Here is a 2,501-nt window from a genome sequence, read left to right as displayed (position 1 = left end):
TGCGGCGGTCGGGGATCAGCAGGTAGGCGTAGGCGCGGTGGTGGCTGCGGCCGACCCGGCCGCGCAGCTGGTGCAACTGTGCCAGCCCGAATTTGTCGGCGCGGTTGATCAGGATGGTATTGGCATTCGGAATATCGATGCCGGATTCAATGATCGTCGAACACAGCAGCACGTTGCTGCGCTGCTTGTGGAAATCGAGCATCACCCGTTCCAGCGCACGCTCGGGCAACTGGCCATGGGCAATCCCGATGCGTGCCTCGGGCACCAGGGCCTGCAGCGTTTCGTGCATGCGCCCGATGCTTTCGACTTCGTTGTGCAGGAAATAGACCTGCCCACCGCGTGCCAGTTCGCGCTGGAAGGCTTCGCGCAGCAGTGCCGCATCCCAGGCGTGCACGAAGGTCTGCACCGCGAGCCGGTTGGCGGGCGGTGTGGCAATGATCGAGAGATCGCGCAGGCCGCCCATCGCCATGTTCAGCGTGCGCGGGATCGGCGTGGCGGTGAGGGTCAGCAGGTGCACGTTGGCGCGCAGCTTCTTCAGCGCCTCCTTCTGGCGCACGCCGAAGCGCTGTTCCTCGTCGACGATGACCAGGCCAAGATCGGAGAACTTCACGTCCGGTTGCAGCAGGCGATGGGTGCCGACGATGACATCGAGCTTGCCCTCGGCCAGTTTCTGCAGCTCGGCCTCGATCTCCTTCTTCGACTTGAAACGCGAGAGCACTTCCACCCGCAGCGGCCAGTCGGCGAAGCGATCGCGCAGGGTCTGGTAGTGCTGTTCGGCCAGCAGGGTGGTAGGCACCAGCAGGGCGACCTGCTTGCCGGCGCTGGCGCAGGCAAACGCCGCGCGCACCGCCACTTCGGTCTTGCCGAAGCCGACGTCGCCGCAGACCACGCGGTCCATCGGCTGTCTGCTGGAAAGGTCGCGGAGCACGGCTTCAATCGCGGCGTGCTGGTCGGGGGTTTCCTCGAACGGAAAGGTGGCGGCGAACGGTTCGTAGAGCATGCGATCGACGTCGATCGCCATGCCGCGTCGGGCGTGCCGCTTGGCCTGGATCTCCAGCAGTTCGGCGGCGACGTCGCGCACCTTGTCGGCGGCTTTCTTCTTCGCCTTGGCCCATTGTTCGCCGCCGAGGTTGTGCAGCGGCGCGGTGTCGGGATTGGCACCGGAATAGCGGCTGATGCGGTCGAGCTGGGCCACTGGCACGTACAGGCGGTCGCCCTTGGCATATTCGATGTCGAGGAATTCACCGGGCATGCCGCCGACTTGCATCGCCACCAGGCCGCGATAGCGACCGACGCCATGGTCTTCGTGGACGATCGGCGCACCCAGGGTGAGCTCGCCGAGATCGCGGATGATGGCTTCCGGTTCGCGTCCGGCGCGCCGCCGGCTGCGGGGTTGCGCGGCGCGTTCCGGGAACAGCTGGCGCTCGGTGAGCACGCACAGGCGCGGGGCGTCGAGCGCGAAGCCGTCGTCGAAGGGGGCGACCGCGATGGCGAAGGCAGGCCCCTCTCCCTCCGGGAGAGGGGTTGGGGTGAGGGTTGTGTGCGCCAACGCGCCCTCATCCGGCGCTTCGCGCCACCTTCTCCCGGAGGGAGAAGGGATCGCAAAAGCACGCCAGCTCTCCACCACTGCAGGCTTCAACCCCGCCGCTTCCAGCAGCTCGCGCAGCGCCTCGCGGCGACCGGCCGAATCGCTGGCGATCAGCACGCGGCCAGGATAGTTGCGCAGGAACTCATGCAGGGCTTGTGCCGGCGCGTGGTCCTTGGCCGCCAGCGGCAGGTTGGGCGCGGGTTGCACCGACAGCGGCTGGGCCTCGCCGTGGCGCGGGTGTCCGGGGTCGCAGACCTCGATGCGCGGGCCGCGGTTGAGGCGTTCGCGCAGGGCATCCGGCGCCAGCCACAGTTCGGATGGCGGCAGGATCGGGCGTTCGATGTCGTGGCGCAGTTGCTCATGGCGCTCGCCGATGCGCTGCCAAGCTGCGTCCATCGCCGCGCCGACGCCGGTGCCCTGCAGCGGCAGGGTGTTCGCGGCGAGATAGTCGAACAGTGTTTCGGTGCCGGTGTCGCTGCCGCGACGGGGCTCGAAGAACAGCGGCAGGTAGTACTCGATGCCGGCCGGTGCCAGCCCGGCCTTGAGGTCCTGCACCAGCGGGCTGCGCCGCAGGTCGATATCGAAGCGCTCGCGCAGCGTGGCCAACGCACGTTGCACCGGCGCGTCCTCAAGCGGGATCTCGCGCCCCGGCAGCAATTCGATCGCGGCGATTTTCTCCAGCGAGCGCTGGCTGTCGGTATCGAAGACCCGGATCGCCTCGATCTCGTCGCCCAGCAATTCGATCCGGAACGGCGCGCTGGCGCCCATCGGGAAGATGTCGAGCAGGCCGCCGCGCACCGCGAAATCACCGGGGTCATGCACTTGTGGCACGTTGCGGTAGCCGGCCGATTCCAGCCGGCGTTTTTCCGCATCGAGATCGAGCCGCTGGCCGGTGCGGACATCGAAGCGGCTG

The 2,501-nt window shown here is 67.7% G+C and carries 1 protein-coding gene; it reads right to left on the bottom strand.

Features of this window, described 5'->3' with window-relative positions; genetic code table 11:
* Positions 1-2,501 (bottom strand): transcription-repair coupling factor (gene mfd / locus IT472_RS06930; protein ID WP_297180287.1); only part of this gene is annotated, 2,501 nt, incomplete at both ends.

Source organism: Thermomonas sp. (genome assembly GCF_020850895.1).
In the GTDB taxonomy this organism is placed as follows: Bacteria; Pseudomonadota; Gammaproteobacteria; order Xanthomonadales; family Xanthomonadaceae; genus Thermomonas.
This window is presented reverse-complemented; position numbering and strand designations above follow the sequence as displayed.